At 60.7% G+C, this 6509-nt stretch carries 7 protein-coding genes; all 7 read right to left on the bottom strand.

All coding sequences use genetic code 11. The features are described from left to right. On the bottom strand, nt 1-252 hold a 252-nt coding region (locus tag VEK15_23835), incomplete at its 3' end, for a serine/threonine protein kinase (GenBank protein HXV63752.1). A 220-nt stretch (nt 253-472) separates the two neighbouring features. Next, complete coding sequence (locus tag VEK15_23830; protein ID HXV63751.1) at nt 473-1516, bottom strand: peptidylprolyl isomerase; 1044 nt, start codon at nt 1514-1516, stop codon at nt 473-475. A gap of 186 nt (nt 1517-1702) precedes the next feature. Next, the gene (gene lysM / locus VEK15_23825; GenBank protein HXV63750.1) at nt 1703-2155 is read right to left on the bottom strand and encodes a peptidoglycan-binding protein LysM; all 453 of its coding nucleotides are present in this window, start codon (nt 2153-2155) and stop codon (nt 1703-1705) included. Between the two features lie 21 nt (nt 2156-2176). After that, complete coding sequence (locus VEK15_23820) at nt 2177-2773, bottom strand: DUF937 domain-containing protein (protein HXV63749.1); 597 nt, start codon at nt 2771-2773, stop codon at nt 2177-2179. Nucleotides 2774-2937: 164 nt separating this feature from the next. Further along, nucleotides 2938-4416 (bottom strand): ABC transporter permease subunit, encoded by a 1479-nt coding sequence (locus tag VEK15_23815; GenBank protein HXV63748.1) that lies wholly within the window; start codon nt 4414-4416, stop codon nt 2938-2940. A 29-nt stretch (nt 4417-4445) separates the two neighbouring features. Next, a complete protein-coding gene (locus VEK15_23810; protein HXV63747.1) occupies nt 4446-5468 on the bottom strand; it encodes an ABC transporter ATP-binding protein in 1023 nt (340 codons plus the stop codon). A gap of 487 nt (nt 5469-5955) precedes the next feature. Next, nucleotides 5956-6267, bottom strand: coding sequence for a hypothetical protein (locus VEK15_23805; protein ID HXV63746.1), 312 nt, complete (start codon nt 6265-6267; stop codon nt 5956-5958). Nucleotides 6268-6509 lie beyond the last annotated feature (242 nt).

Below are 6509 nucleotides of genomic sequence, written 5' to 3'. Positions count from 1 at the left end.
CTCGTCTTCGTTCTGTCGGGTGTACATAAAGATTCGGCTACCCACCAGAACGGGCGTGGCATAGCCGAGGCCCACTTCCGCCTTCCATCGCTCGCTCAGAGACACCGGCCACGGCGACGGCTCGCTGAAGGACGTTACCGCGCCGTCACGGCTCGGCCCTCGCCACTGCGGCCAGTCTTGAGCTTGCGATATCGGAGCCGCCGACGCAGCCAGTGTGGCCACCGACGCCAACTTCAGGTATCTGTGAATCATCGTGTCATCCCGTTTCGAGAATTCGAGGTCCTGGTAAGCGCCAATCTAGCGGGTCGAGAGAAAGGGATCAAACCGTCGGCGACACACTTCGCTGGCAGGGTGATGAAAAACTCAGCTCACCCTGCGCGAGCGGAGCGAGCCCGGCGCGCTTGCCGCGCCGTAAGCAGCCCGAGCCGTGGCGGCACGATCGATTACGGGTCCCGCCACGGCATTGAGCACTCTAGATGAAGATCTCGACCGCGCCGGCTTTCCTCAGTGAGTCGACGGTGGCGCCGACTTCCTTGCGCAACGACTCCTGCTTCAGCATTTCCTCGATGCGCTCTTTGACCTGATCGTAGGGAACGACCTGTCCTTCGATCTTCTCCGACAGTTTGATGATGTGAAAGCCGAATTCTGTCTCTACGACCCCGCTCACCCCGCCGGGCTCGAGCCCGAAGGCAGCCTCTTCGAAGGGTGGAACCGTCTCTCCGCGGCTGATGACCAATTCGCCGCCGTTACTCGCAGAGCCCGGATCTTCGGAGTGCTCACGGGCGAGAGTGGCAAAGTCCGCTCCCGAGCGAGCTTCCTCGAGGAGCCCCTCGATCTCGCGCTCGGCCCTCTCTCTGGTTTCAGGAGCTGCGTCGCCATCGACGCGCTTCAGAATGTGGCTCAACCGGAGGCGATCGGGTTGGCGCATCTGCGCGGCGTTGTTGTCGTAGAACTGGCGCTTTTCTCCCTCGGTCACGGTCACCTTGGGAGCGATGTCGGTCTCGACCAGCCTCTCGATACTCATGTCCTTCCGGATCTGGGTCCGAAGGAGTTCCAGCGTGAGCCCTTGTGCCTCGAGCGCTTCGTCCAAAGCGCCGGGCTCGGGAAACCGGCTCTTGATCGTTTCCACCTGAAGATCGACCTCGGTGTCCGCGGGGCCCAGATTCCGACCCTGGCTCGCCTGATAAAGGAGCTCGGCGCCGACGATCTCGTCGAGGATCTGACGATAGAAAGCCAGGGACCCGGTCTTCCCGGAGGGACCGCCCATACGTGCCTCGACGCCGGCGACGCGGTGGAGAAGGTCGGATTTGAGGATCTCCGTCCCGTTCACGCTTGCGACGATTTCGGGGAAACCGCCAGGATCGGCGACCTCGTCGCTCGCAGTCTCCTGGGTAACCGGCTTTTCGTCAGGTGCCTGCTCGTCCCCTTGTGTGGAGCAGGACAGAGCCAAGCTCGTCGCCGTCATGAAAACCAGAGCGGCCACGGCCGCACGAGAGTGTCGAAACCTTCTTCCCACGGGGTCCTCTTCCTTTCGATTTCGAGGACACCGGGGCAACGAACGTCCCACTGTCCCGAGTATTTTGGATTAAAGGGAAAGCTCAAACGATGATACGCTGCTCACCAGCCAGTTCGCAAACTCCGACTGTGCAGCCGTCTTGGCCGCGGCAGCGCTTCTCTCAGTTCGCCGAACCTACCAGTTGCGTCAATTCGTCGCGGGAGGGATCCGCAATACTTGACCGGGATAGATCTTGTCCGGATCGGTCAGCATGGGCTTATTGGCTTCGAAGATGACGGGATATTTCATCGCGTCGCCGTAGTAGGTCTTCGCGATCTTGGAAAGACTGTCGCCTTTCACCACGGTGTAGAACTGCGCCTCGGGTTCTTTCTTCTTCTCGACGACGTCGAGACGGTCGTCGACCTTGGCAATCCCATTCGTGTTTCCGACGGCGAGCAGGATCTTCTCCCGGACCGACTGTGAGGCGGCCTTCCCCTTGACCGTCGCCGTATCGCCTTTGACATCGATCCTCAGCGCCTCGACCTCGAGGCCGAGCTTCCTGACTCGATTCTCCAGCTTGGCAGAGCGCTCCTGGTCGGACTCTTTCGTCCCCCCGAAGAGCTTCTCGCCCGCACCGAGCACGAAATCGAGAATTCCCACACACACCTCCTTGCGTCTACGTCACCGTTTGAAAAGAGCTCCGAGAAGTCCCGAGCCGATTTGGGCAACGTCATCGAGCGCGGACCCGTCGGCGTCGGCATCGAGCAGCCGACCGAGCGAGCTCATCACGTCGGGCGCCGCTTTCTCGGTGCTTCGCCGTTCGTCTTGGAGAAACGAGGACAACCCGCCTGCATCCAGCCCCCGCTGCCGCTGGGCTTTGGCGAGCGCACCCATGACGAGCGGCGCGAGCAGGCTCAGGAGCTGAGCGACCTTGGCGGCGTCGAGACCGCTCGCCTTGCTGATACCCGTCTCCACTCCCGGACGCCGGTTCCCGAGCACGTGGCCGAGGATCGCGTCCCCGGCGCCCTGAGAAGGCCCATCGAAGAATCCCACGACGTCGTCGAGGACGCTTCCGTCATGATCGCGATCGAGCGCACCGTACAGACTCGCGGCACCTCCGCCGGAGGAGGCGTTCTTGGACAAAGCACCCAGGAGCAGGGGAAGCGCCGCACCAATGGCCGCGGCAGTTTGATCTCTTCCGGCCCCGATCGACCGACTCATCTCCCCGACGACGGGTCCACCGAGAGCTTGACCCAAAATGTCCATTATTTCGGACATGCGCACCTCCGGAAGGGCGTACAAGTTGACATTGACTTGACCCCGGAGGGGCAGCTTGTACCAAAGGAACCCGTGACCTGTCAAGGTCACGGGTTCTTGGGCGGAAGACGCCCGCGGCAACTACACCATCGCCCGCTGCGTCTCAGTAATTCGGGAAACCGCTCTCAAGCCGCGCCGGCATCCACGGCCTTTCGTCGCATCCGAAAGATGAGCGCCGTTACCACGACCAGCGCGATGGGAATGGCGATGGCGACAGGCAGCACACCACCAGGATTGAGGCCCTGGCCGGACTCCACCGTCATGTGGATACCCGACGTCGTCAAGGGTTGCGTGGTGGAATCCGGACCCTCGGGCTCGGGAATGACGACCATGTACGTGATAAATTCGCCCTCCCAGACCGCGTGAACCGTCCAGTCCTGGATGGCGGTCTCGCCCGGCTCGAGCGGCTCGACGTATTGGGCGCGCTGGGGAGACCAGTCCTCTGGATCGACCGGATCTCCTTCCCCGTCGATATTGATGATATTCATCGCTACGATCATGGCGGGTGATTCTTCATCAGGACTGTCGTTCGTCACGCTCGTTTTGAAGTTGATCATTTCGCCGGTTTTCATCTGCCGATAGCCGACGTCGATCGAAACTCGCAAGGGTAGATCCGGGACGACGAAATCATGCGCTGGAGCCATGCCGGTTACGGGATCCGCCCCTTCTTCCGGCGCTGCCTCGTCTTCCGACTGTTCCTCTTCAGATGGCTCTTCCTGAGCGTTCGCCGGTCGGGCCGAAAGTGACCCGCTGAGACAGCCGATCAAGAACAAGCTCGCCGCACGGCTCCAGGGCAAACGCAACCGTCCGTTATGGGCTGGCTCGAGACAGAGCCTCGGACTGGCAAACAAGAACAGCATCCCGAGGGTGAGCACGAAAAACAGGATGGGGGCGGAGAGGTAGAAGAATACTTCGTCCACACCCCTGTTGTTGACGAGGATCTTCTCGAGAAAATGGTTGACTGACTCGAGCGGGTTCACCAGTTTCAGAGCCCTTCCCATCATGCCCGTTTGGGCGGCGCCGGGGAACTGGGTGGGAAGGAGGAAGAGGACGTAAACCGTCAGGCTGACGAACATGCTGCCCTTGAGCGAATTGGACCAGCTACTGACGAGCATCCCGAAGCCAGTGAATGCGAGAGTCAGGAACGTGCCGAGTATGGCACCCCAGAACATTGCCGGACCCAAGACTGGATGTCCCTGCGACAGTACGGAAAGGAACGGGTAGCAAACCAGGTAGGCGACGGGCCATGGCGAGATGGCTGCGAGAAATTTGCCAACGATGATCTGAGTGCGACTCGTGGGAGTCAGCAACAGCGCTTCGAGCGTGGCTCGTTCTCGCTCGCCGCTGATGCTGTCGGCGCCGATGATGAGCCCGATGAAAACGCCCACGACGATGGCGGTCTGGAGCGTCAAGTAGACCATCTCGGGCGGCGGAATCAAGTCGAGCTCATGGTTGGAGGCGAGCACGTAAGACATCACTGCCAGCAGGACGCTGAACAGAATGATGAGAATGAGTGCTTTGCCCCCCACCCATAGCTCGGTGAGCTCTCTGCGGAATACGAGCCACCAGGTGGACGAAGAGGGACCAGAGGGGCGACCGCGCATTGGTTCTGTTCGATTCATTTTGTTTGCCTTCACGTGTTCTTCGAGGTCTGTTCGTCTTCGTTCTCGGTGAGGTGGAAGAAGACGTCCAGCAACCGACCACCCTCGACCTCGAAATTGAGGATGGGAATCTCGGCGCGGATGAGCGCGTCCAGGATCGCGTTCTTGACCCGGGTCCCGGAAGAGTCTCCGTCGACACTGCGATCGAGCTCGACGCGCAACCAGCCTTCTGTCTCGGTGCTAGGAACCACCTTGAGGACGTTCGACAGGCTGTCCAGTGCCTTGGCCGCCTGTGCCGTTGCCGCCGTAGGAACATGGATCTTGACAATCTGTCGGAGGGAAAGCTCTCGCTGCGCTCGGCCGATGACCTCGGCCACCGATCCGCTCGTGACGACCCGGCCCGCGTTCAGAATGACCACATCGTCGCAATAGCCCTCGATCTCCGACAAATGGTGGGTGCACAGGATGATACCGGCGTTACGCTCCTTGGCTATCCGCCGCACCATCACCAGGAGCTCCTGTTGACCGCGGGGGTCGAGCCCCAGGGTAGGCTCGTCGAGAAAAACGATGACGGGATCGTTGACCAGAGCCCGAGCGATTCCCAGTCTCTGCCGCATCCCGCGGCTGTAGGTGCCGATCAGTGACCTGGCTCGCTTCCCGAGACCGACTTCTTCGAGAAGCGCGAGCCCGTGCTCATGCGCATCGGCCGCGGACCGGCCGTAGAGCTGCCCGAAGTAGCTCACGCACTCGAGACCCGTCATTTGCTTGTGAAACCCGAGGCTCTCGGGCAGCACACCGATCTTGCTGCGAATTCGCTGGGGGAAATCCGAGCTGATTCCGTCGACGCTGAACCGCCCCGAAGTGGGCTTCAGAATCGTCGTCAGAATGCGGATGGCCGTGGTCTTGCCAGCGCCGTTCGGACCCAGGAAACCGAGGATACGTCCGGCGTCCAGCGAGAAGGACAGACCGAAGAGCGCCTGCCGACCCCCGTAGCTCATTCGCAGATTCGTGGCGACCAATTTGGGACTCCCCACTCGGTGCGTCGTATTAGTCATGTTGCCGATTCGATCATCTGTCGTAGTTGCCAACATCTCGATGCCCCCTGCACCCGCAGCATTTCGCTCTTCCCGTCGGCCAAATGCCGACATGAAACTTCTTCAAGGATTGTCTACTTGGCTTGTTCTCGGGCCATGCGGATGGTTCTGGCACAGCCCGCGAGTCTCATCCAGGGGGGTGATCCACGTTGTTCTCTATGGATGGGGTGAGGGAGCGCCCCAATTTGAATTCGGTCGGTACCGGCGTGCCACCATGCCACGAGACCTCAGATGCTGTGTGTGATTCCGAGATGCCCCAACTTTCACGACCGCTCAGGCAGCGTTTCGTGAACATCCCGACCTGCGAGGCCATTTCCGAACCCCTAGCCAGCTACCGCTACCCCCCCCGAGGTCAGGTAATGCGGGCATTGTGGCACAAGCTTCGTTCGAGATCAACAGAATTTTCGTAAAGACAACCTACCGCTTGCCCTTCGGGGCCGATGGATTTTCACGAACGCTTCTTCCACAGACCCTTCAGGAACTCGGAACGCTTGTCGTCGGGGATTTTGCCGAGGCAGTCGGGGCATTCCTTTTCGAGAAAGTCGAGAATCGCGCGTTCCTTGTCGCCCAGCTCGTTCTTGTCGATGTGCGTCCCGTCGTTCCAGTCCTTGACGAGGGTCCACCAAGTTTTCAGCGACCGGAGAGGAATCACCTCCTCGATCTTCATTCCGAACTGCTCTCCCAGGTGGCCATAATCGACAGGGTGGTCTGCTTGCTGAGCTTCGAGCAATGTCGAGTCGAACCATCGCGGTACGGGCATGGCACGCCCTCCCTTCCGAGCTCCGCGGACACCACCAGGCGCCGCGGCGGAATCCTAGCAGGAGAGCCCGTGGGCTGCCAATCATTCGAAAAAGACCTGTATACCGCGAATCACTCTGTGCCTGTGCTAAGTTTCGGTCGTGCCGAGACAGCGGGAGAAGGACCAGAGTGTCGAAGAAGGCCGTGTGCGCGTCCATGACCCCTTCGAGCTCATTCGCTGGCTCGCCCTGAGCCAGCCCGACC

It is taken from the genome of Vicinamibacteria bacterium (genome assembly GCA_035620555.1).
GTDB lineage: Bacteria > Acidobacteriota > Vicinamibacteria > Marinacidobacterales > SMYC01 > DASPGQ01.
Note: the sequence above shows the minus strand (reverse complement) of the source record. Positions and strands in the feature narration are given on the sequence as shown.

What these genes read in the sequence shown, in the direction of transcription:
- VEK15_23820 (HXV63749.1), bottom strand. Translation starts at nt 2,773, where the DNA reads ATGTCCGAAATAATGGACATTTTGGGTCAAGCTCTCGGTGGACCCGTC.
- VEK15_23815 (HXV63748.1), bottom strand. Translation starts at nt 4,416, where the DNA reads ATGCGCGGTCGCCCCTCTGGTCCCTCTTCGTCCACCTGGTGGCTCGTA.
- VEK15_23810 (HXV63747.1), bottom strand. Translation starts at nt 5,468, where the DNA reads ATGACTAATACGACGCACCGAGTGGGGAGTCCCAAATTGGTCGCCACG.
- VEK15_23805 (HXV63746.1), bottom strand. Translation starts at nt 6,267, where the DNA reads ATGCCCGTACCGCGATGGTTCGACTCGACATTGCTCGAAGCTCAGCAA.